Raw genomic sequence first — 23,879 nt, 5'->3', positions numbered from 1 at the left:
TCAATCACCACATTGTTTTTCATTTATCGCTATTCTTAATTTAGATATTACATTTAAACTTTATGGAGGCATTCATATGGAACATACATTTACTGAAACTTCAATTGTTGGTGAGATTGTCACACAATTTCCGAAAGCTAGTGATCTCTTTAAATCATATAGAATAGATTTTTGTTGTGGTGGTAATAAGCCACTTATTGATGCAATTCATGAAAGAAATTTATCGGCGGATGAAGTAATTACAGAGTTAAATACGCTTTATCATAATACGAAACGATTAAATGAATCTGAAATTGATTGGAAAAGTGCTTCTTATCGCGAATTGATTGATTATGTTATAAATAAGCATCATCGTTATTTAAATGAAGAGTTGCCACAATTAAGTCCTTATGTGACGAAAGTGTTACGTGTTCATGGAGCAAGTCAGCCTCATTTAGCTCAAATTCATAAGCTATTTCATGAACTAAAGATGGAATTAGAACAGCATTTAATTAAAGAAGAAACGGAAGACTTCCCATTAATTTTAGAATTTGAACAAAATCCAACTGATGAAAATTATGCAAAGTTACGTAATGTAGTAGATGAACTAGAAAATGAGCATAATCATGCTGGAAATATTATAAAAGAACTTCGTAAAGTGACAAATGACTTTACTCCTCCAGAAGGCGCTTGCGGTACTTATCGACTTGTCTACCAACGTCTTGAATCGCTAGAGTCTGATTTATTTGAGCATATTCATTTAGAAAATAATATTTTATTTCCACGTGCCATTAAGAAAGCTTAAATACAGTGCAGGACATGAGTATACATGCTTTGAAGTGACCCCATAAAGTTAGACAGATTATTTCATTAGGCAACCTTTTATGCATGGGTCCAGTATTGTAACGGGCCCATGCCCCTTTAGTTTTGCCTTAATTCTTTTATGATTATTGTACTTTATATATTTTGCTAGTTCTTTCTTAAAATGTTCTATACTCTTAAATTCTTTTCGATACAGACATTCTGACTTCATGATGCCAAAGAAGTTGTTAATCACTGCGTTATCGTAACAGTTTCCTTTACGAGACATTTTAATCCCCATTCCTTCATGATATGATACACTTTTTTATGATTTACTGTACGTCCGCGATTCGTAAGTTCATCACGAATACGACGATAACCATAAAGCCCATCATGTTCGTCATAAATGGTTCGAATCAATCCTTTTCCTTTAATTTCTTGAACGTACAAATTAATGTGGGTGCCTTATCTATAATGAGGACTGTTGGTTCTTCAAACGTTTTTACTAACCTTTTCATAAAGGTATATGCCGCCTAATGATTTCGTGTTTTTCGGGGTTGAGATATCCAAAGTGTATCATAAAAAATCCTTCTGTTTTTAAATTTTGGCTTGTCTGACCTATCAATAAACCTATACACACCAAAATTTAAAGACATAGTTTAAAACAGGAACTTTAATTTTTTTATTTTAGGAGGAATTTTATTATGAACAACAATGGATATTCATCTTATCCCCGACCACATGTAGATCTTCACTGTCCATTTGGACCAGGTAGCTGCCATTACGATGTTCATTATCCAGACCCATATGGACATGGTCCTGGTGCATTAGTACCTATTAGTCCATGGGGCGGAGGAATGGGTGGAGTACATGGACCTGGCCCTGGTGGTTTATTAATACCTGTTACTCCACCATTTGGTGGCGGATTTGGTGGCGGATTTGGCAGTGGGTTCGGTGGCGGACATTTCGGTCATGGTCATAGATAAATAATAATGTACGCGAATACAGACAAAAGAAGACACTTGATGTGTCTCCTCTTTGCAGCAAATACAACGAACACAATTGGATTGAACTGACTCCATAAAGTTAGACAGGTCGTTTCATTAGGCAGCCTTTAGGGCATGAATTCGGTATTGTACCGGACTCATGCCTTTTAATTTTCCCTTAATTCGTTTGTGATTATACTAATTGATATATTTTTCAAATTCTTGTTTAAAGTGTTCTATGCTTTCAAAATCTTTTAGGTAAAGAAATTCAGATTTCATAATACCAAAAAAACTCTCAATACCCGCATTATCGTAACAGTTCCCTTCACGGGACATACTTTGAGTAATCTTGCGTTCTTTTAAGGCATAACGATACTTCTTCATTTAATAGTGCCAGCCTTGATCAGAGTGAATAAGGAGGTTGTCTCCTTCCGTCAATTGTTGAAAAGACTTCCCTAACATCCTTGAGACAAGTGAATAGGTTGGTCTTGAGTCAATGGTATACGCAATAATCTCTCCGTTAAATAAGTCTAACATCGGTGATAAGTAGAGTTTCTCACCGCATAATTTAAATTTTTAATTAGGTGGGTGTCTCTTCACTCCCCCACCTAACCTATCTACCCACATAAAAAATTCCCTTTCACTCATCTCTTCACATAAATCCGAATTTTAACAATTTGTGAATCATTATAAAAATGTGATAAATATCACATCTCCCCCTTATTTAATTTTCTATAATAAAAATATAATCCTTTGTTCAATATTTCACATAAAAAGGGGAAACGAAAATGAAAAAACGTTTAGTTATGATCGGAAATGGTATGGCTGGCATACGTTGTATCGAAGAAATATTAAAACATGATAGTGATTTATATGAGATTACTATTTTTGGAGATGAACCGCATCCAAACTACAATCGCATTATGCTCTCTCATGTTTTACAAGGAAAAACAAATATGCAAGATATCATTATGAATGAATACAGTTGGTATGAGGAGAACGAAATAAACTTGTATACAGATGAAAGAGTTCAGAGTATTAACCGTGAAGAAAAAATCATTATCACAGAAAAGAATCGTACTGTTACATATGACAAACTCATTGTCGCAACAGGTTCTAGCGCTTTTATTTTACCTGTTGAAGGTTCCACTCTTTCTGGTGTAACAGGATTTCGAACTATTGAAGATACACAATTTATGATAGATACCGCTAAAGAAAAGAAAAAGGCCGTTGTCATTGGTGGCGGGTTACTCGGTTTAGAAGCCGCAAGAGGTCTAATTGACTTAGGAATGGACGTACATGTTGTTCATTTAATGCCTAGCTTAATGGAGCAACAACTAGATACGAAAGCAGCTTCTCTTCTGCGTGAAGATTTAGAAGCACAAGGCATGAAGTTTTTAATGGAAAAGAAAACTGTAAAAATTCTTGGCACAGAACATGTTGAGGGCATTCAATTTGAAGATGGTGAAGTTGTAGATTGTGATTTAATCGTAATGGCTGTCGGAATACGGCCAAATACGAAAATAGCAAGAGATGCTGGTCTCATTGTCAATCGAGGCATTGTAGTCAATGACTATATGCTTACAAATGATGAATCCATTTATGCAGTTGGCGAATGTGCAGAACATGATGGTATCGCATATGGACTTGTTGCCCCTCTTTATGAACAAGGCGCAATATTAGCGAAACATATAACGAATTTACAAACTGATGGATATACGGGCAGTATCGTCGGTACGCAATTAAAAGTTGCTGGTTGTGATTTATTCTCTGCTGGCCAAATTTATGAAGATGATCAGACGAAAGCAATTTCAATATTTGATGAATGTAAACGTTCCTATAAAAAAGTATTAATTCGTGATAATAAAGTCGTCGGTATCGTTTTATATGGTGACACAGCTGATGGCACACGCCTCTTTAGCATGTTAAAGAAAGAAGAAGATATACAAGAATATACAGCCGCTTCCCTTCTTCACAAAGCTGGTGAAGAAAGTGAACTTGACGTTGCTACAATGAGTGCAGATGACACGATTTGTGGATGTAATGGTGTTACGAAAGGTACAATCGTTCATGCCATTTTAGAGCAAGAGTTAACTACTTTTGAAGAAGTAAAAGGCTGCACGAAAGCCGCAGGATCTTGTGGTAAATGTCGTCCGCTTGTGGAACAAGTTTTATCTCATACACTCGGAGATGCTTTTGATGCTTCTGCGCAGTCTGCTGGTATGTGCGGATGTACAACTTTATCACGTGATGAAGTCGTAGCCGCCATTCACGAGAAAGGCTTAAAATCTCCAAAAGAAGTACGCAATGTTCTTGGTTTTGCACATGAAGACGGCTGTTCAAAATGTCGCCCTGCTTTAAATTACTACTTACGGATGGCGATTCCAGAAGAATATGAAGATGATAAATCATCTCGTTTCGTTAATGAAAGAATGAATGGTAACATTCAACACGATGGTACATTTTCTGTTATTCCACGTATGTACGGAGGCGTTACAACAGCTGATGATTTAATGAAAATTGCTGAAGTTGCGAAAAAATATGACGTCCCTCTTGTGAAAATTACAGGTGCGAGCCGAATTGGCTTATACGGTGTAAAAAAACAAGATTTACCTAACGTATGGGCTGACTTACATATGACTTCGGGATATGCGTATTCAAAATCTCTTCGTAATGTAAAATCATGTGTTGGTTCTCGCTTCTGCCGTTTCGGTACGAAAGATTCATTAGGACTTGGTATGCTACTTGAACAATCATTAGAAATGGTAGATACACCACATAAAATGAAGATGGGTGTAACGGGCTGTCCTCGTAACTGTTCGGAAGTACTAACGAAAGATTTTGGCGTTGTTTGTGTCGAAAATGGATACCAACTTTATATTGGCGGAAATGGTGGTACAGAAGTACGCGAAGCTGATTTTGTAATGATTGTCCCAACTGAAGATGATGTCCTTCGCATCGCTACAGCTTACATGCAATATTATCGTGAAACTGGTATTTATGGAGAGCGTACTGCCTACTGGACAGAACGTTTAGGCTTCGATCACATAAAAGAAATACTACAAGATGCAAGTATGGTGACTACGCTAAATGAACGCTTCCAAACAGCTCGTAGCACATATACGGAAGCGTGGGGACAAGCACTAGAAACGAAGTCATTAAAAGCGATGTATGAAGTAGAAACTGTGAAATAAGGAGCTGTGATCTATATGATACAAACGAAAGAAAAAATAAAAGTTATGCGTGCGGAAGACCTTCCTATTCAAATCGGTAAAGAAGTGCAAATGAAAGGTATGTCTATCGCCCTATTCCGCCTTTCAAATGGAGATATTCGAGCTGTAGAAAATCGTTGTCCTCATAAAAACGGACCGTTAGCAGAAGGAATTGTATCTGGAGAATTCGTCTTTTGTCCACTGCATGATTGGAAAATCTCATTAATAACAGGTGAAGTTCAAAAACCTGATGACGGCTGTATCCAAACATACGAAGTAGAAGTTATTGATGGTGACATTTATATAAACATGTAATTTACGAAAGGAAGCCTCCTCTGGCTTCCTTTTAAATAAAAATAGAAGAGGTGCGATTATGAACGGATATGTATATTTAGTTGGTGCAGGACCAGGTGATGAAGGGCTTATTACAAAGAAAGCGATAGATTGTTTAAAGCGTGCAGATATCGTTTTATATGACCGTTTATTAAACCCTTTCTTTCTTAGTTATACAAAAGAAACATGTGAACTTATTTATTGCGGCAAAATGCCAAAGAATCATATTATGCGACAAGAAATGATTAACGCCCACCTCCTTCAATTCGCACAAGAAGGAAAAATCGTTGTCCGATTAAAGGGCGGAGATCCATCTATTTTTGGCCGCGTTGGTGAAGAAGCAGAAACTTTAGCAGCAGCGAACGTTCCATATGAAATCGTACCAGGTATTACATCTAGCATCGCCGCTAGTAGCTATGCAGGTATCCCCCTCACCCACCGTAACTACAGTAATAGCGTCACTTTATTAACTGGGCATGCAAAAGGCCCTTTAACCGATCATGGAAAATATAATTCATCCCACAATAGCGACACAATTGCCTACTACATGGGTATAAAAAACTTACCTACAATTTGTGAAAACTTACTACAAGCAGGAAAGAAAAAAGATACGCCAGTAGCCGTCATTGAATGGGGTACAACCGGAAAGCAGCGCGTTGTCACAGGAACACTTTCAACCATTGTTCCTATCGTCAAAAACGAGAATATTTCAAATCCAGCCATGACAATTGTTGGTGATGTCGTTTCCTTACGTAATCAAATCGCTTGGAAAGAATGTAAACCATTACACGGTAAAAAAGTTTTATTTGCATCCGCAACAAATAAAACAAGTTCAATGGTGCAAAAGTTACAAGAAGCCGGTGCAGAAATATATCAAATTCCAACTTTCAAAAAGGAAGAATACACATTAACATTTGAACAAATCAATGAAATTTTTAACGTTGATCGCCTTGTTTTTTGTTCAGCTGAAAGTGTAGAAATATTGATGCGATCATGTAGTAAACATCAGAAAGATGTTCGTTCCTTACAGGCGAAACTGCAATATTTGAACGTTGCCACTCAAGAAAAACTGATGCAATATGGGCTACTAAGTAAACAAGCAGAGTTCTCTTCCGATACTACTGTTTATTTAGGCAGAAATATTAATCGGATTGCTTTTATTCAAGAGAAAATTGGTGCCGGGTCATATATGATGACTCATGCGTATACAATTGATCATCGTTTCGATGAAGTCCATTCTCGTATGCTTTCTGAATTCTCATGGGATAGTATTGTATTTGAAGGGCGTGCCTCAATTGATACATTTCTATCAGAAATAAAACGCCTTGGCTTTATCGATATTCTTACTCTTCCCTTCTCATATACCGATATTCCAACTTTACACTATGCGAAGAAAGTCGGGTTTCATAACGTAGATCAACAATTACAAGACATGATTATGAAGAAAGACATGGTGGGACAATGAAAGGAATTGTATATGTTGGACACGGTAGTCGCCTGCAAGAAGGTAATGAACAATTCATTCACTTTATTCAATCTGTTATGAAAGAACGTAACGAACAGATTCAAAAAATAGCTTTCCTAGAACTAACGACACCTACCATTCAAGATGCAGTTACAGAAACGATACTAGAGGGCGCAACTGAAATAATGATTGTACCTGTTTTATTATTTGCAGCAGCTCACTATAAACGTGATATTCCTTTTGAAATAGAGCAACTACAAAAGAAATATCCTCAAATAACATTTTCAGTTGTACCACCTTTTAGTACGCATCCACATATGGTTGAACTTGTAGTAAAAAGAATACGTGAAGCTATGCCAAAGCAAGATAGTAGTATTTTACTCGTAGGACGAGGCAGTAGTGATCCACAGCCGATACATGAGTTACAACAAATCGGAGCTGCTGTCGAACGAAAACTCGGTATGCAAGTATCGTGCTCCTTTTTAACGAAAGGAACACCCTCTTTTACTGCTGAGCTCAAGACTATAACATCTACGGCATCCCATGTATATGTCATGCCGTATCTTCTCTTTACCGGACTGTTGCTTCAAAAAATTAAGTTGCATACAAAAAAATATGCTCACATCACGACTTGTAACTGTCTTCAGTTTGATACATATATGAAATTGACATTATTAGAACGAATGGAGGAATGTGTGTATGTATGACATGTACCCTCTTATGCTTAATCTAAATAAAAAAGTAGTTGTTATAGTTGGTGGAGGTAAAATTGCATATCGAAAAGCGTCTGGATTAAAAGATACAGGCGCTTTTGTGACCGTTGTCAGCCCAGAAATTTGCGAGGAAATGAAGGAACTACCTTTTATTACTTGGAAGCAAAAAACTTTTAGTAATGATGATATTAAAGATGCTCACCTTATTTACGCAGCTACAAATCAACATGATGTGAATATGATGGTCAAACAAGCTGCCCATGATTTTCAATGGGTTAACGTTGTAAGTGATGGTACAGAATCATCGTTTCACACACCGGGTGTCATACGAAATGGTGAATATGTTGTAACGATTTCAACTTCAGGTAAAGATCCATCGTTTACAAAGCGTTTGAAGCAGGAACTAACATCTATATTTCCTAAACTTATAAAAAAGCTTTCTCGTACTCACAAATAATAATCTATTTCTTAGCTAAAATAGTAATTCCCTTTGGACAAACGTTTTTTAGAAGCGTTTGTTCTTTTTGTATTGGTTCCTTTTTTGAATTAAGCCGCTTGATTATCAGGCATGGTACAATTGTAAACGACACCTAATATATCAAAGACTGTTTTCCTCTCATATCGATGGGATTTCCGTCCATCATTTACCGCCTCAAATCTATTCGGTTTTAAACGTATATTCAAAACAAAATATATGACAAATAAATAACGACAGTTACTGTAATTATGCTGAAAAGTGTTGAAAATAAAACGATTTGTGCATGTAGTTCAGGCTCTATTTGATACTCCATAGCAATGGTTGATGTATTTCTTGAAGTAGGAAAAGAACTTGCAATAAATAATGATTGTGCAACAATACCATCAATGTTTAGTAGGTAGATCATGGCAAGTGCTAATAATGGTCCCATCAGTAGCCTTCCAATTAAAGCCCATGTTATGACTCGATGGAAAAAATTAAGCTTAATGTTGGATAATTGTGCTCCTAGCAATATGAGTGCTATTGCAACAAAACTATTCCCAAGCTGATTAAGAGGTAGAAAGATAGAATTAGGTATTTGAATTGTAAAAGATTGAAAGAGAACCCCTAATATGAGTGCATAAAACACAGGCAGTCTTAGAAATGATCGAATAATACTTCCGATTGTTTTTGTTGCTGATAGTAAGTTATATATCCCATACGAATAAGTTAAAATATTCTGAAAAATAACAATAAAAATTTGAATGGAAACCCCCACTGGATTGTGACTAAAAATCAATTGACTTACTGGTAATCCATAATTACCGGAATTCATTAACGAAATGCTATTTTTTAGAGCTGCACTTTCTCCTTTTTCTAACTTTAATGTTTTTGAAATGAAATGACTTACTATCATCACACTCAGACTGTAAAGCATTAAATAGTATATTATCTGGAGCAACAAACCTGTTTCTATACTAATATCATATATATTCACAAATACAGCTGCTGGCATCAAGCAATAAGTAATAAGTGTAGATAGCTGCTTTAAGTTAAATTGGAACTTTCTTTGTAAGATTGCACCAATTAGCATCAATATTAATATTGGTAATATTACGTCTAATATAATAAAAACAAACATTTAAAACCTCATTCTAAATATATTTTATTTGGATTAAACACTTTAAAAAATATGGACACATTTAATTCAAATGTAGACCCTGACGCTACCTAAAATACCATTTAAAAGCATTCGTATACAGGATGTTATCGGTAGCTTGTTCATCAAATAGCTGTTGAATCAATTTGATATCTGCATACTCAAAAGGTCTTTTCGCTCTGGTAGATGGTAAATCTGTTCCAAACATAAGTGCATCTGGGTTAACTTCATAAATCGACTTTAAGGCATTCTCAACATCTAATTCGACACGACCAAAACCAGTAGCTTTCACATGTACCCCTTTATCAACTAGTTTTAATAAATGTGGTAAACCTTCTTCTGATAACCCTAAATGATCAATTGATATAGCTGGTAACTTTTCTATAGTGGATGCAATTTCGGGCAACTCTTTTGCATCCATATAAAGCTCACTATGCCATCCTACTAATTCATGAACTCTTCTAGCAAAGTAATCCAACTTCGATAAATCTTCTGAACCACCTCTTTTAATATTAAAACGTAATGCTTTTATCCCATTTTCATTTAAATTTAGTATTTCTTCATCCGTCACTGTAGAAGGTAATTGTGTTACGCCACAAAATGTTGAACCCAACTGTTTTAGTGCCTTTAATAAATATTCTTGATCAAACCCTTGGAAAGAACCAGATACGATCGCTCCACCAATTACATTCAAATTAGGAGTTTCATTCTGATAGTCTTCTACAATAAAGTTGGGCGGAAAATATCCTTGGTTCTCAATAACCGGAAAATTAAAATCAATAATATGAAAATGTGCATCAAAAATTCTCATTTCATTTCCCTCCCCTCTCTTTTCTTTAACATATCAAATATGACTCATAAAGAAAATTATGGATTATTTATACAAATTCATAATCTTATCTTATCGACCTAAACTTTATTCTTTATTTTAAGTGTACTTTTTCACAATATCCATTAGCCTTACCAAAAAATCTGGCCCTAAAAAATATGAAGTTTTTTCTTGTTATAAATACCGTCATATATTTTTATAATTTCGGGATATTTATATATGTTTCTATATATAAATATATAGTTTTTTAGAAAGGAGCGACTATTTATCGATTCGTTAGCGATCAATAGTCATCGTTTCATTCAAAAGTTATTACTTTCGTTCTCGTTATATTCCGAATGTTTTATGAGGATTTTTCGGTTGTTCATTTCAGTCTTATAACAATCGTACTGTTGCTTTTACTTTGGAAACTTTCAATAGACAATAAACTGAGTTCTCGATTGTTGAATTAGATTTAAGTTCATACATTTATCTCTTAATATCTTTATCTGTAGGCAAAACAATTGCAGCTATTATATAAAGTAACACTGTAAATCCGCTAGAAAAAAAGGCTGATAATGCAGTTACTATACGAAGGATACTAACATCAATTCCATACTTATCACTTAAACCACCTAATACACCTGATACTTGTTTATCTTGAGTAGACTTATATAATTTTTTCATCTAAACACCCCGATTCAATTAAATATTTGTATGTTAAAAATTAGTTCGATCTTTGGAAGAAATTTAAACTTTCTTTAACTAACCTGCCCTTTAATTGAATAACACCTGACATCTATATTTTAACATAAAATCCCATAAGCCTTCTTTTTTTCATTTTAAAACCACATTATTTTAGAAAACAAGCGTTTGTTGAGATATCAATAAAAAACATGTTGGAGCCTATTACTAAAAGAACCATACCAAAATACTTTGGGACGGTTCTTTTTCCTGATTAATGATTCTTTAACATCACTAACAGTTTCTCTTGGCTATACATCCATACTGTAATGATTAAACAAGCAAGTGCGACTTCTGATAATGCCATAAATCCAATTGCATAATGGCCTGTTAGTTGGAATAGTAAAGTTAAAATTAGCGGCGGGAAGAACCCTCCTAGTCCGCCTAAGGCTGAAACAAGTCCGTTTACAATCCCTGCTTGCTCTGAGAAGTACATTGGAACGAGTTTGAAAATTGTACCATTACCAATCCCTGCACAAAATGCGACTAGTAAGCAACCAAATGTATACACGTTCATACTAGGCATAAATGATAAAATAATACCTGAAAGTGTTAAACCGATAAATACGAAGATTAATATTTTAAATGGGTTAAATTTATCACCTAGCCAACCGCCAATTGGACGCATCATTGTTGCTAATACGATGAATCCAGCTGTCCGCATACCTGCATCCACTTTCTCTAATCCGAAGTGAGATACTAAAAAGTTTGGTAAGTATACTGTAAATGCGACAAATGATCCGAATGTTAAAAAGTAAAAGATACATAGAAACCAAAGTTTTTCATTTTTATATACACCTTGAATTTGTTCCATTAATGGTGTATTCACCTTTTTCTCCTTACGATCGCCTAATAAAAAGTTCATAAGTGCAAATGCTGCAAGTAAAACTAAATAACACTGTACTGTCGTTCTCCAGCCAACTGAAGTTGCAATGACAGGTGCTAAAAACGAAGTAATTGCTGTTCCGGCGTTACCGACACCGTAAATACCATTTACAAAACCGTGACTCTCTTTCGGAAAGTATTTCGGTAAAGATGTTACGCCTACAGAGAATACTGCGCCACCGATTCCGACAAATAATCCACCAATAATTAAATCCATCATTGAATTGGCAACACTAATATAAAAGACAGGAAATAATAATAGAATAAAACTAATAAAGAATAATTTTCTTGCTCCGAAACGATTTGTCCAATAACCAATTGGAATGCGAAGAACAGAACCTAAAATAACCGGTACTGCTGTTACCATAGAAATTTGTCCCGCAGTTAATGGAATATCCGCTTTAATATAAGGCATTAACGATGATAAAATGACCCATACCATAAAACCGATAACTAGATTAGAAGTTTGTAAACTTAATTGAAAATTAGGACTTTTCATCCTGTTCCCTCCTATGTATGCATAGTTATATTCATTCCCTCCAGCCTAATCACGTCCTAACATGATTAGGCTGAAAAGAATCAACCACCACTTACTGGCGGAATCATTGCTATAACATCGCCAGTTTGAATGATGTCATCCTCTAGTGCATACTCTTCATTGATAGCGACCATGATCTCACTTGAAATCGCTACATTGTATTTCTTAATGAGCACTTCCTTTAGTTCAGCAACCGTAATATTTTCACAATCTATGTGTAATGCTGGCTTACTTACTTCTTCTTGTAAATGTGCAAATAATAGTACTTCAATCATATTCTCATCTCCTTTCCAGGCTCACCATTTGCATATGCTACCTTCTCTAACTGATCACCAATCCATGATTCACCATCTTCCCAGAACTCTTTCTTCCAAATGGGAACAATTTGTTTTATACGCTCCATAATATATTCGTTTGCCTCATAGGCAGCTTCCCGGTGTGGTGTAGAAACAGCGACGACAACAGCAAAATCAGAAATTTGTAATGTACCAATGCGATGTGTAATGGCGACATATGTCTCAGGCCACTTCTCTCCTACTTCGGTGCCAATTTTCTCAAGCTGTTTTTCTGCCATTGTTTTATATGCTACATACTCTAAATATAGTGTACGACGGCCTTTCGTAAATTCTCTAACAGTACCAATGAAAGTAGTAACTGCGCCGCATTCACGACGAATTACTTTGTTTGTAACTTCTTCAATTGAAATAGGTGTATCAATTACTTCATAATACGTATGTGTCATCTTGCACCTCTTATCTTTGTATAAGTTAGTAATCTATTTTTCTATTATTTGTATGATCGAAGTGGTTCTTCCCAAGGCCACTCACTTCCGGCGTTTGATTCTAATAAAAGTACCGAAACAGTAATTCCTGCTTCAAATCCTCTCGTTCCTCCCGGCAGGACGATACATGCGTTCGCCTCTGCAAGTGAAGAAATGGCACTAGATTTGTCTAAACCAACTGGTGTCACTTGCAATTTTCCATCTACAATTTCCACTTTCCCTCTTACAAAACGAGTAAATGGGTTTGCTTTCGGAAAATCTTTCTGTAAAATTGCTTCCGCTCGATATACATGCGGATCTTTCTTATGCAAGTATGTTCTAATGACTGGCCTAACATATAATTCACAACCGACATAACAAGCAGAAGGGTTACCAGATAGACCAAATAGTAGTTTTCCTTCTAACTCAGCTACAGTTGTCACACTTCCTGGTCGCATCGCTATTTTGTTAAAAAGTACATTAGCTTGTAACCTTTCATAAATAGCAGGTAAATAGTCATAGTCTCCTACTGAAACACCACCAGTTGTAATTAAAATATCGACTTCTTTTATCGCTTTTTTTACAGTGTTATAACACGTCTCAAAATCGTCAGCGAATTGTCCATAATACTGTACAACTCCGCCCGCTCGTTCAATTTGAGCAGCAATCATATAAGAGTTACTATTTCGTATCTTCCCTGACTTTAATTGTTCATGTACTTCAAGTAATTCACTCCCTGTCGTCACAATCCCAACAACTGGGTGTTTTACAACATGTACTACACTATAACCAAACGTAGCAAGAAGCGCTGCTACTCCAGGGTTAATAACAGTCCCTTTTCTCACAAGAATGCTATTTTGTTTTACATCCTCTCCTTTAAAAGAAATGTTATCCCCAGAAGAGAAAGAACGTTTTAATTTCATATATGTCTTTTCGTTTTCTTCAAATCCTTCCGTTAGCTCAAACATAACAACAGCATTACACCCGGCTGGAATTGCCGCACCTGTCATTATACGGACAGCTTGAAATGGTTTCACTTCTTCTGTAAAAACAAAACCTGCTCCAATTTCGCCAATCACTTCAAACTGAATGGGGTTACTGCTACTTGCTTCTATTGTATCTTCCGCTCGAATTGCAAACCCATCGTACGGAGAGCGATCAAAATGCGGAACATCATGGTCTGCATTAACATCTTCTCCTAGCGTTCTACCGTAGCTTTCTATAAGAGAAACCTTTTCTATTTCACCCTGGTAGGCATATTCCATTACACGTGCAACTGCTTCTGCCACTGGAATTGGTATACGTTTTTCTAACATTTTTTCACCTCGTTTTAATAAATTGAAACCCTCTTACTCTTTATCCCATATATTTTGCGTATAATCGTTTTGCTATTTTCACATCATTTGTCCCATGAATAAATGCCCTACCGTCTGTAAATAAAACGAAACGATATTGATCAATTAGAAATGATAGTAAGTACGGTGTTTTTTGGACATGTACACTTTTTTGTAATCGTTTTTGAATTTCGGTTAAATTAAGATCTCTCTTTATTCCTGAACGGATTTGAACTGTATTCCGTCCGCATAACACTTCCGTTTTCATTTGCGCTTCAAATGCTAGACTTGGATACGTTCGTGATTTCCCGCAAGATGGACATGTACTTTTTCTCTGTCTATTTACTTTTAATGAGAGATATTGATTGTTCCAAATATCAAATGATAACATTGTTCCTCGCAGCGCCTCAAAATCATCCACCAATATTTTTATCGCCTCTGTTACTTGGTGAGCAACAACCATCTGTACAGCTGGCTGAATAATTCCGGCTGTATCGCATGTTGCACCGCCCATAGGATGATCCATCAGACAGCGAAAACATGGTGTTTTCCCAGGAAGAATTGTATACGTTACACCGTAACTTCCAATGCAGCCACCATATATCCAAGGTATATTTTCTTTTTGTGAAATGTCATTTATAAGTAGGCGCGTATCGAAATTGTCAGTCGCATCTATTATAAGATCCACTTCTTTTGTTAACTCTGCTATTTCTTGCATTGTGACATCCGTTACAACTGGTATAATTTTCACTTCAGAATTAATCTTTCTTACATGTTCTGCCGCTGCAATTGCTTTCGGTTTACACTGGTGTACATCTTCTTCTGTATATAACTGTTGCCGCTGTAAATTACTCCATTCGACGTAATCACGGTCGGCAATTGTCAATTTCCCAATTCCCATCCTTACGAGTGCTTCTGCATTTGCAGCTCCTAGTGCACCCGCACCGATTAAGAGCACATGCTTTTCTCTTATTTTTCTTTGACCCATTTCACCAATTCCAGAAAACAATACTTGCCTTGAATATCGCCCTTGCATAGGGAATCCTCCTTTCGCTATCCGCCAATGTATGACATTTCAACTTTTGGACGTTTATTTGTACTTTCCGCCGTTCTTTCATCTGAATATCGATCTGTTCTATATCGCCACGTATGTTGTAAAATTTTTAATAGTGATGCATCAGGAATATTTTCTCGAAGAAGCGTTCGTAAATCCGTTCCTTTCGTTCCAAATAGGCACGTAAAAAACTTACCGTCTGCCGAAATACGAGCTCTCGTACAAGAGGAACAAAATGACTCAGATACTGAAGTAATAAATCCAACTTCTGCATCGCTCCCTACATATCGATACAATTTCGCAACTTCTCCAAAATAACGAGGTGTAACAGGTTCAATCGGATATACGCGATTAATCTTCTCTATTAATTGTTCCTTCGTAATAACTTGTTCAAAATTCCATCCGTTCGTACTGCCCACATCCATAAACTCAATAAAACGGAGCTGAATTTCTTGTTCTTTAAAATAACGAGCCATATGAAGAATTTGACTATCATTCATCCCTTTTTTTACGACCATATTTACCTTTACTTCTAATCCAGCAGTCTTTGCTGCTTCAATTCCTTTCAGTACAGGTTTTGTACTTACATTTCTTCCGTTAATTTTTTGGAAGACATGGTCCTCTATCGCATCTAAACTAATATTTACACGTTTTAATCCCGCCTCTTTTAGCGCCTTAGCTTGTTTTGCTAAATGTATACCGTTTGTTGTGAGCCCAATATCTTTTAAACCTTCTAGCTTTGTAAGACTTGCAATTAACTGCGGTAAGTCTTTACGCAATAAAGGTTCGCCGCCAGTAAGCCTAATTTTATTGACTCCCATACTTATAAACAATCTTGCTAATCTTTCTATTTCATCGAACGTTAATAAAAACTCTTCTTGTAAAAAAGCGTAATCAGGCCCGAACACTTCAGCAGGCATACAATATGTGCACCTAAAATTACAACGATCAATAACTGAAATACGTAAATCTTGAAGTGGTCGTTCTAAAGAATCTTTCATTTTCTCGTGCATCTATATCCCTTCTTTTCTGCTGCAATCCTTAGTAAGCTTTCAATTTTTTTATTTGCCTTCATTATAAAAAAGAAGCGACATATTCAATGTGACTTTTCTCACATTACTTTCCCCATTCAAAAATTCTTCACAAATCTGTTCGAATTTTGTTCACATCTCCATCCCCTTACTACTTACGGTCATTGAAATTTTACATTATTTTTAAAATAGCTCTTGCATTTTCAGCATATTTACACTCAAAATAGGAAATGTATTGCTTATAAGAAGAAAGGTGATTGCTGTGACAAACAGTATGACATTATCTCAAGATTTAAAGGAATTACTTGCATCTGTTGAATATAAAATGCAGATTAAAAAAGGAAGTTTTATTTTTCAAGAAGGTATGGACGCGACAGAACTCTATATCGTCCACTCAGGAAAAGTACAAATTAGTAAACTAAGTGCTGACGGGCAAGAATTAACACTTCGGATTTGTTCGGAATATGACATTATCGGAGAATTAACATTGTTCACGGACAATGCGAAGTATTTATTAAATTCAAAATGCCTTGAAGATGTTGAAGTAGGCGTTATAAAGCGTGAAGCGTTAGAAAAAGCATTACTCCAAAAGCCCGCACTTGTATTTGAATTTATGAAATGGATTAGTGAACATTTAAGAAGAATGCAGACGAAGTTTCGAGATTTAGTATTACACGGCAAAAAAGGTGCCCTATATTCTACTCTCATACGAATGACAAATAGTTATGGTGTGTTAAAAGAAAATGGTATTCTCATCGATTTACCTTTAACGAATCAAGAACTTGCTAATTTCTGTGCAACTTCACGTGAAAGTGTAAATCGAATGTTAAATGAATTAAAAAAGCAAGGTACAATTTCTATTCATAAAGGAAAGATTACAATTCACGATTTACAATTTTTAAAATGTGCAATTGCTTGTGAAGATTGCTCTGCTTCTGTTTGTAGCATTGATTAGCATCTTATTTAGATACTTATACCTATAAGGAAAGCCGAGGTCTCCAATTAGATCTCGGCTTTCCTTATAAATTACTAAACATATAAAACTAAATCATTTTTTCAATTCATTTGGAATACGTCTTCTGTAAATTACATAACTACGGCTTACATATTTAATTGGGGCACTAAATACATGTACCAGTCTAGTAAATGGCCATACTGCGAAAAGCCCTAAGCCTGCCAGAATATGAATTTTAAACCATACAGGTACTTCCGTCATATATTCAACTTTCGGTTGGAAAATAAAGAGACTTCGGAACCAAGGACCTATCGTTGTACGATAATCAAATCCTTTTGAGTCGATGTTTAAAAATGTTGAAGAAAGCCCTGCCATCATAACGATAAGTAATAAAATAAGCGCAATATAATCTCCCTTTGTACTCGTTGCAATGATGCGTTTTACCGTTACACGGCGGTATGTTAATATAATTAAACCGATGATAGAAGCAACACCTGTCGGAAGCCCGAAACTAATTGCTACTACATGATACATATGCTCAGAAATACCTATTGAGCGATATACAGCTTCTGGAATTAAAATCCCCATAACATGACCGCCAATTACGAACATGATCCCAAAGTGGAATAATATACTTCCGATTCGGAGCATTTTCTTTTCTAATAGTTCACTAGATTTTGATGTCCATCCAAATTGATCATAGTTGTATCTGAAAATATGTCCACCGATAAAGATTGCAAAAATGATATAGGGAAACAATACCCATAGAAATTGATCCATCATTTTAACAACTCTCCTTTCTAATTTGTCTGTACACCCCATGCATCGATAGCGAGTAGAACAGCCGCAAGAATTGGTTCATACATACTATCTGCTTCTTTTAACTGAACGTGTAATGCTTGTATGTTCCCCTTGTATTTACTCATAATTGGTTCACTGTCTTGCTCATTTGCATTTGCAAAAAACTCGAGTAATAGCGGTAAATAATCAGGGAGTTCTTTATCTGTTACTTCAAAACCAGATTTTTTATAATGTTGTTTTAACTCTAGTAATTCAATACCTCTTTCTCTTTGTTCACCAGTGTTCATATAAGTAAGATACATATTTGTTTTCTTACCAAAATCGAATGTATATACGTAACTGTCAATGAGTTGATCATTCGTTTTATCTAGCACCTGTTTTACAAATGCTGTAAGTGATACTTTAACGTCTTCCTGTTCAATTGCTGCAATCTCTTCTTGTAATTCAGTTACATCTTCTCTCCACCCTAGTTCCGGGTAGGAGAGAAGGAATGAAGAACAGGAAAAAGCAGTTTGTAAACTTTGTTTCATATTTTTCTGCCTCCTTTATTTAAGAAATTGTCATACAAGAGCCTGGGCCACCTGCGAATGATAAACCACAGCTTCCTTGTTCGTTATATAAATCTGCAACTTGTTCGCGGTGAGTGGCCGGAATGACGAAGCGATCTTTATATTTTGCGATAGCAAGAAGACGATACATATCTTCTACATCCTGTTTCGTTAAACCAAGTTCTTTTAATACAGCTTCATTTGGTTCTTTATTAATTTGCAGTGCTCTCATATGCGTTCGCATGACAGCCATTTTTTTTAATGTAAGACGAATGTGTGATTCATCTCCTGCAGTGAGTAAGTTCGCTAAATATTGAATTGGAATACGCATATTATCGATAGCAGGGAAAATCTCTTCTGCTTGCCAGTTACTACCTTTCCCCTCCACCATATTCATAATTGGGCTAAGCGGTGGTATATACCAAACCATTGGCATTGTACGATACTCTGGATGAAGAGGTAGAGCAATTTTCCAATCGATAATCATTTTATAAATTGGCGACTGTTGTGCCGCTTTAATCCATTCTTCAGGAATGCCTTGTTTTTTCGCTTCAGCTGCTACTTCTGGATCATTTGGATCTAGGAAAACAGTAAGCTGAGATTCATATAAATCTTTTTCATTTTCAACAGAAGCCGCTTCTTTTACTTTGTCAGCGTTATATAGCATTACCCCAATATATCGAATACGTCCTACACATGTTTCTGAACAAATTGTTGGCATACCAGCTTCAATACGTGGGAAACACATTGTACATTTTTCAGCTTTATTCGTTTGCCAGTTAAAGTACACTTTTTTATATGGACAAGATGATACGCAGAATCTCCATGCACGACATGCGTTTTGATCTACAAGAACAATCCCATCTTCTTCACGTTTATACATCGCACCAGATGGACAAGATGATACGCAAGATGGATTCATACAGTGTTCGCATATGCGTGGTAAATACATCATAAAGACATTTTCAAAATCTGTTTTAATTTCTTCTTCCATTTTCTTTACGTTCGGATCTTGCAATCCTGTTATATGTCCACCAGCTAAATCATCTTCCCAGTTTGGACCCCATTCAATTTTGTCGATAAATTCGCCTGTAATTGCTGATTTCGGACGTGCAACTGGCTGATGCTTACGCTGCGGACTATTTGTTAACGTTTCATAATCATAGTTCCAAGGTTCAAAGTAATCATCGATTGTTGGTTGATCTGGATTGTGGAAAATATTCATAAGGCGTTTCATTTTCGAACCGGATTTCAGCTGAATTTCACCATTTTTTAATTCCCAGCCGCCTTTATATTTCTCTTGATCTTCCCATTGCTTCGGATAACCAATACCAGGTTTCGTTTCTACGTTATTGAAGTACATATATTCAGCACCTGGACGGTTCGTCCAGGTGTTTTTGCATGTTACGCTACAAGTATGGCATCCGATGCATTTATCTAGGTTCATTACCATTCCGACTTGTGCTTTAATCTTCAAGCCAATCTACCTCCTTCAATTTGCGAATTACAACGTTTAAGTCGCGCTGATTCCCAGTCGGACCATAATAGTTAAATCCATAACTTAATTGACCATATCCACCAATCATATGTGTCGGTTTCACGTGAATTCGAGTTGGACTATTATGCGTTCCCCCGCGGTTACTTGTTAATTTCGTACCAGGTACGTTAATGTGGCGATCTTGTGCATGATGCATAAATGCCATTCCTCTCGGTATACGGTGCGTTACAACAGCACGCGCTACAACAACACCGTTACGGTTAAAGCACTCAATCCAATCATTATCTGCTACGCCAGCTTCTGCAGCGTCCTCTTTATTCATCCAAACAGTTGGACCACCTCTAAACAGCGTTAACATCGGTAATGAATCGAAGTACATACTATGAATCGACCACTTATTATGCGGCGTTAAATAGTTTAATGTAATTTCTTTCCCTTCTACTTCAGGTCGTGATTTACGGAACGGTTTATGTTGCAGAATTGGTTTAAATGTTGCCATCGTTTCACCAAATTCTTTCATCATGTCATGATCTAAGTAGAAAGATTGTCGACCAGTTATCGTTCTCCAAGGAATAAGACGTTCCACATTTGTTGTAAATGGTGAATAACGTCGTCCACCTTTTTCAGAACCTGTGAAGGCTGGAGAAGTGATTACTGTTTTCGGTTGTGCTGTAATTTGTTCAAAAGTGAAGCATTCTTCTTCACGTTCTTCTGCTAAATCACGTAGTTTTAAATCGGTTTGTTTTTCAAGTGCTTCCCATGCTTTTACTGCCATATGACCGTTTGTTGTAGAAGAAAGCGTTAATACCGCTTCAGCAGCATTGATTGCTTCTTTTATGTCTGGGCAACCTTTCGCAATAGAATCTGTTCGAACAACTCCTAATCGACTCTTTAGTTGCTCATATTCTTTTTCTGCAGACCAAGAAATCCCTTTTGTACCAATCGGTTGTTTCCCTGCATTCGGTCCTAGCGCAGTCATTTTGTCATAAATCGTTTTATAATCCCTTTCGACAACATGAATTTGTGGCATCGTTTTGCCTGGGATCGCTTCACACTCACCTTTACTCCAGTCTTTAATCTTGCCAAGTGGTTGCGCTAATTCTTGTGGTGTATCGTGAAGAAGTGGTGTTGCAACAATTTCTTTCATTGGTTCAAGATCGATTTTCTTCGCTAAATCTGACACAGCTTTAGAAAGAGAAGTGAAAATATCCCAATCAGAGCGCGCTTCCCACGGTGAACCGATTGCTGGATTAAATGGATGTACAAATGGATGCATATCTGTACTACTTAAATCATGCTTTTCATACCAAGTTGAAGCTGGTAAGACGATATCAGAATAAAGCGCTGTTCCAGCCATACGGAAATCTAAATTAATGAGTAAATCAAGCTTCCCTTCTGGTGCTTCTTCATGCCACTTAATTTCTTCTGGTCGTAACGAATCACTATCGTCATTCATTAATCCATTTGTTGTACCTAATAAATGTTTTAAGAAATATTCGTGACCTTTACCAGAACTCGAAATTAAGTTTGCACGCCATACGAATAAGTTACGCGGGAAGTTATTTTTGTTATCTGGATCTTCAATTGCAAATTTCAGTTCTTTATCTTTTAATTTTTGTGCAACGTATTTTCCGATTTCTTCTTGCGTTGTTGCACCAGAAGCAACAGCTTCTTTATATAATTCAATCCCATTTTTCTCGAATGTCGGATACGAAGGTAACCAGCCAAGTCGCGCTGCTAATACGTTGTAATCACCGTGATGTTGATAACGAGAGTTGCCTTCCACTGGTGATGCTAAATGTCCAACTGGTGTATCTTCATAGCGCCATTGATCTGTTACGAAATAGAAGAAAGATGTACCGTTTTGTAATTTCGGTGGCCCTTGCCAATCTTTTGCCATCGCGATTGTTTGCCATCCTTCCGCTGGTCGTAATTTTTCTTGACCAACGTAATGCGCCCAACCGCCGCCATTTACACCTTGTGCCCCAACGAGAAGAACAAGATTTAAAACGGCGCGATAAATCGTATCAGAGTTAAACCAATGGTTAATACCAGCTCCCATAATAATCATCGAGCGACCATTCGTATCAACAGCATTTTGTGCGAACTCACGAGCGATTTGAATAATAAGCTCTCGTTTCACCCCTGTCATTTTCTCTTGCCATGCAGGCGTAAACGGTACATCATCATTGAAATCTTTCGGCTCTTGTCCGCCAAGCCCTCGATTCACGCCGTAATTTGCTAATGTTAAGTCATATACAGTTGTAACGCACACTTCGCCTTCTTCTGTCATAACTTTTTTCACTGGAATTGTACGTTCTAATATTGTATTTCCATCATCAGAGAAGTATGGAATTTGTACAGTTTCAATCGCTTCTTCCATTCCAAGTAAAGAAAGACGTGGATCAATCGTTTCACCTGTCTGTTCATCTTCTAAACGTAAGTTCCATTTCTTTTCGTTATCCCAACGTGACCCCATTGTGCCGTGAGGTATTGCAAAATCTTTTGTGTTCTCGTTCCAAAGTACAGGTTTCCATTCTCCTAACTTCGTTTCACGTCCAATATCAGTAGTATTTAAGAAACGATCAGCGACGAATTGATCTCCTTTTTGTTTCAATGTGACGAAGAAAGGAAAATCAGTATATTGCTTCGCATACTTTGTGAAGTATTCCACTTGATTATCTACGTAAAATTCTTGTAAGATCACATGCCCCATTGCCATCGCAAGCGCACCATCTGTACCTTGTTTCACACTAATCCAATCATCCGCAAACTTAGTAGACTCGGCGAAGTCAGGACTTACAGAAACGACTTTCGTTCCTTTATATCGAACCTCTGCTAAAAAGTGTGCATCTGGTGTTCTCGTCATCGGTACATTTGAACCCCATGTCATAATGTAACCAGAGTTATACCAATCACTACTTTCTGGTACATCTGTTTGATCACCCCAAATTTGCGGAGAAGCTGGTGGTAAATCAGCGTACCAATCATAGAAGCTAAGCATCGGCCCGCCCATAAGTTGCATAAAGCGGCTACCTGCAGCATGACTTAACATCGACATAGCTGGAATTGGTGAAAAACCAACATTTCGGTCTGGACCGTATTTTATTACTGTATAAAGTAAAGAAGCTGAAACAAGTTGTAATACTTCATCCCAATTCGCTCGGATGAATCCGCCTTTACCACGCGCCTGCTTATACTTACGTGCCTTTTCAGGGTTTTCCACAATGCTTTTCCAAGCATCTAATGGTGACTCGTTATTTTGTAGTTCTTCTTGCCACATTTCCCAAAGCACACCACGTACATATGGATATTTCACACGAAGTGGACTATAAATGTACCAAGAAAAGCTCGCTCCACGCGGACATCCTCGTGGTTCAAAATCAGGCATATCAGGACCTGTTGTTGGATAGTTAAGCTCTTGACCCTCCCATGTTACAATTCCATCTTTCACATAAATGTTCCAGCTACAAGAACCAGTACAGTTCACACCGTGTGTAGAACGGATTACTTTATCATGCTGCCAACGCTTTCTGTACACATTTTCCCATTCACGATCTTCATATGTTTCTTGTGTATGATTATCGTTATAACGATCTATTGGTGAAAAATATTTTAAACGTCTCATTAGTGCTGAAGGTTTCTTCTTCATACTGTTCACTCCTTTAATACGTCTCTCTTACATACCCTTACTATAAGAGAGGTTGTAAAATACAGATGTGACATTTCGCACAGTTCAAGAGATTGTCAAAAATTCCGAAAAAAATATAAAAAAGTGAATATCTAATCATTGTGGAGGGATCACATCCTTCACTGAC

General features: G+C 36.6%; 22 protein-coding genes and 3 pseudogenes. 8 read left to right on the top strand and 17 right to left on the bottom strand.

The annotated features are described in order from the left end of the window. Positions 1-76 precede the first annotated feature (76 nt). Entirely contained in the window at positions 77-784 is a 708-nt protein-coding gene (gene ric / locus DN392_RS18710; protein WP_071742716.1) for an iron-sulfur cluster repair di-iron protein, read from the top strand. Positions 785-841: 57 nt separating this feature from the next. Here the strand turns inward: ric and DN392_RS31405 are convergent. The 3 genes and pseudogenes from DN392_RS31405 to DN392_RS30905 form a co-directional block, all read right to left on the bottom strand. Next, positions 842-1,069, bottom strand: a pseudogene (locus DN392_RS31405) (IS3 family transposase); the annotation flags it as partial. Beyond that, on the bottom strand, positions 1,033-1,200 hold the full coding sequence (locus DN392_RS31400; RefSeq protein WP_429786212.1) for an IS3 family transposase: 168 nt from the start codon (positions 1,198-1,200) through the stop codon (positions 1,033-1,035). The pseudogene DN392_RS31405 and the gene DN392_RS31400, both read right to left, overlap by 37 nt. A gap of 2 nt (positions 1,201-1,202) precedes the next feature. Beyond that, positions 1,203-1,356 (bottom strand): annotated as a pseudogene (locus DN392_RS30905) (IS6 family transposase); the annotation flags it as partial. Positions 1,357-1,484: 128 nt separating this feature from the next. Between DN392_RS30905 and DN392_RS18695 the strand changes: the two are divergent. Continuing rightward, entirely contained in the window at positions 1,485-1,766 is a 282-nt protein-coding gene (locus DN392_RS18695; RefSeq protein WP_064056664.1) for a hypothetical protein, read from the top strand. A 117-nt stretch (positions 1,767-1,883) separates the two neighbouring features. On the opposite strand, the pseudogene DN392_RS18690 reads toward DN392_RS18695, so the two are convergent. Continuing rightward, positions 1,884-2,342: pseudogene (locus tag DN392_RS18690) on the bottom strand (IS3 family transposase); the annotation flags it as partial. 212 nt (positions 2,343-2,554) lie between these two features. Here DN392_RS18690 and nirB point away from each other — a divergent pair. Genes nirB through DN392_RS18665 form a run of 5 tightly spaced genes read left to right on the top strand, consistent with a single transcriptional unit; the run spans position 2,555 to position 7,946 of the window. After that, positions 2,555-4,960 carry an NADPH-nitrite reductase large subunit gene (gene nirB / locus DN392_RS18685; protein WP_064469589.1) on the top strand — a complete coding sequence of 802 codons (2,406 nt, stop codon included), beginning with the start codon at positions 2,555-2,557 and terminating at the stop codon, positions 4,958-4,960. Between the two features lie 15 nt (positions 4,961-4,975). Next, entirely contained in the window at positions 4,976-5,293 is a 318-nt protein-coding gene (gene nirD / locus DN392_RS18680; RefSeq protein WP_000616689.1) for a nitrite reductase small subunit NirD, read from the top strand. Between the two features lie 58 nt (positions 5,294-5,351). Further along, positions 5,352-6,776: a uroporphyrin-III C-methyltransferase gene (locus tag DN392_RS18675; RefSeq protein ID WP_001014922.1), complete on the top strand. Its 1,425-nt coding sequence runs from the start codon at positions 5,352-5,354 to the stop codon at positions 6,774-6,776. Next, on the top strand, positions 6,773-7,483 hold the full coding sequence (locus DN392_RS18670) for a sirohydrochlorin chelatase (protein WP_000676445.1): 711 nt from the start codon (positions 6,773-6,775) through the stop codon (positions 7,481-7,483). Before DN392_RS18675 ends, DN392_RS18670 begins: the two co-directional genes overlap by 4 nt. Next, the gene (locus DN392_RS18665) at positions 7,476-7,946 is read left to right on the top strand and encodes a precorrin-2 dehydrogenase (RefSeq protein ID WP_000272176.1); all 471 of its coding nucleotides are present in this window, start codon (positions 7,476-7,478) and stop codon (positions 7,944-7,946) included. The genes DN392_RS18670 and DN392_RS18665 overlap by 8 nt, the downstream gene beginning before the upstream one ends. 223 nt (positions 7,947-8,169) lie before the next feature. Here the strand turns inward: DN392_RS18665 and DN392_RS18660 are convergent, their stop codons facing one another. The 9 genes from DN392_RS18660 to moaA all read right to left on the bottom strand — a co-directional run bounded on the left by DN392_RS18660 (position 8,170) and on the right by moaA (position 16,241). Beyond that, positions 8,170-9,087 carry an AEC family transporter gene (locus DN392_RS18660; protein WP_000497511.1) on the bottom strand — a complete coding sequence of 306 codons (918 nt, stop codon included), beginning with the start codon at positions 9,085-9,087 and terminating at the stop codon, positions 8,170-8,172. Positions 9,088-9,172: 85 nt separating this feature from the next. Then, the gene (locus DN392_RS18655; protein WP_001217843.1) at positions 9,173-9,916 is read right to left on the bottom strand and encodes an amidohydrolase family protein; all 744 of its coding nucleotides are present in this window, start codon (positions 9,914-9,916) and stop codon (positions 9,173-9,175) included. 486 nt (positions 9,917-10,402) lie between these two features. Beyond that, on the bottom strand, positions 10,403-10,600 hold the full coding sequence (locus DN392_RS18650) for a PspC domain-containing protein (RefSeq protein ID WP_000737851.1): 198 nt from the start codon (positions 10,598-10,600) through the stop codon (positions 10,403-10,405). Positions 10,601-10,871: 271 nt separating this feature from the next. After that, on the bottom strand, positions 10,872-12,041 hold the full coding sequence (gene narK, locus DN392_RS18645; RefSeq protein ID WP_000841868.1) for a nitrate transporter NarK: 1,170 nt from the start codon (positions 12,039-12,041) through the stop codon (positions 10,872-10,874). An 80-nt stretch (positions 12,042-12,121) separates the two neighbouring features. Further along, the gene (gene moaD / locus DN392_RS18640) at positions 12,122-12,355 is read right to left on the bottom strand and encodes a molybdopterin converting factor subunit 1 (protein ID WP_000573670.1); all 234 of its coding nucleotides are present in this window, start codon (positions 12,353-12,355) and stop codon (positions 12,122-12,124) included. After that, entirely contained in the window at positions 12,352-12,822 is a 471-nt protein-coding gene (locus DN392_RS18635) for a molybdenum cofactor biosynthesis protein MoaE (RefSeq protein WP_000149968.1), read from the bottom strand. Before DN392_RS18635 ends, moaD begins: the two co-directional genes overlap by 4 nt. Positions 12,823-12,866: 44 nt before the next feature. Beyond that, a complete protein-coding gene (locus DN392_RS18630) occupies positions 12,867-14,156 on the bottom strand; it encodes a molybdopterin molybdotransferase MoeA (RefSeq protein WP_000890790.1) in 1,290 nt (429 codons plus the stop codon). Between the two features lie 40 nt (positions 14,157-14,196). Continuing rightward, on the bottom strand, positions 14,197-15,210 hold the full coding sequence (locus tag DN392_RS18625) for a molybdopterin-synthase adenylyltransferase MoeB (protein ID WP_064056656.1): 1,014 nt from the start codon (positions 15,208-15,210) through the stop codon (positions 14,197-14,199). Between the two features lie 17 nt (positions 15,211-15,227). Then, positions 15,228-16,241 carry a GTP 3',8-cyclase MoaA gene (gene moaA / locus DN392_RS18620; RefSeq protein ID WP_000544618.1) on the bottom strand — a complete coding sequence of 338 codons (1,014 nt, stop codon included), beginning with the start codon at positions 16,239-16,241 and terminating at the stop codon, positions 15,228-15,230. A 280-nt stretch (positions 16,242-16,521) separates the two neighbouring features. Here moaA and DN392_RS18615 point away from each other — a divergent pair, with 280 nt between their 5' ends. Further along, positions 16,522-17,214, top strand: a complete 693-nt coding sequence (locus DN392_RS18615; protein WP_064449668.1) for a Crp/Fnr family transcriptional regulator — start codon at positions 16,522-16,524, stop codon at positions 17,212-17,214. A gap of 93 nt (positions 17,215-17,307) precedes the next feature. Here the strand turns inward: DN392_RS18615 and narI are convergent, their stop codons facing one another. Genes narI through DN392_RS18595 form a run of 4 tightly spaced genes read right to left on the bottom strand, consistent with a single transcriptional unit; the run spans position 17,308 to position 23,713 of the window. After that, entirely contained in the window at positions 17,308-17,997 is a 690-nt protein-coding gene (gene narI, locus DN392_RS18610) for a respiratory nitrate reductase subunit gamma (RefSeq protein WP_088321664.1), read from the bottom strand. 17 nt (positions 17,998-18,014) lie between these two features. Then, entirely contained in the window at positions 18,015-18,545 is a 531-nt protein-coding gene (gene narJ / locus DN392_RS18605) for a nitrate reductase molybdenum cofactor assembly chaperone (RefSeq protein WP_000814228.1), read from the bottom strand. A gap of 19 nt (positions 18,546-18,564) precedes the next feature. Continuing rightward, positions 18,565-20,040 (bottom strand): nitrate reductase subunit beta, encoded by a 1,476-nt coding sequence (gene narH / locus DN392_RS18600; protein ID WP_000692693.1) that lies wholly within the window; start codon positions 20,038-20,040, stop codon positions 18,565-18,567. Beyond that, entirely contained in the window at positions 20,030-23,713 is a 3,684-nt protein-coding gene (locus tag DN392_RS18595) for a nitrate reductase subunit alpha (RefSeq protein ID WP_088321663.1), read from the bottom strand. The genes narH and DN392_RS18595 overlap by 11 nt, the downstream gene beginning before the upstream one ends. Positions 23,714-23,879: the final 166 nt, after the last annotated feature.

It is taken from the genome of Bacillus sp. BB51/4 (genome assembly GCF_008368845.1).
Taxonomy (GTDB): domain Bacteria; phylum Bacillota; class Bacilli; order Bacillales; family Bacillaceae_G; genus Bacillus_A; species Bacillus_A wiedmannii.
The sequence above is the reverse complement of the archived record's forward strand: the minus strand, read 5'-3'. Positions and strand labels throughout refer to the sequence as shown.